A 238-nucleotide genomic window follows, 5' to 3' on the forward strand; every position below is an offset into this window, starting at 1 on the left:
TACCTAAACACCTGCTTGCCGTCAAATGCAACCAGCATATGGGTGGCCTTGACGGCCACGGCGTCTTTGCATATCAAGCTGGTGAATGCATATGGAAGTGCCTCTTCGATCGGCCGGCCTGTGCGCAACGTGAACCAGACACGATGGAGTGCGTGATTTCCGTCGATGACGAATATTCGTCCTTTCTTTTTCATTGCAGTTGGAACTTGTTATGTTTCGATGTGATGAGCATCAGAAT

1 protein-coding gene is annotated in these 238 nt (G+C 49.2%); it reads right to left on the minus strand.

Annotation, left to right across the window (positions count from 1 at the left end):
• Positions 1-194 (minus strand): hypothetical protein (locus tag AC1RPU_RS08530; protein WP_481769738.1); only part of this gene is annotated, 194 nt, incomplete at its 3' end.
• Positions 195-238 lie beyond the last annotated feature (44 nt).

Source organism: Dellaglioa sp. CoH-55-MRSF-7 (assembly GCF_056782235.1).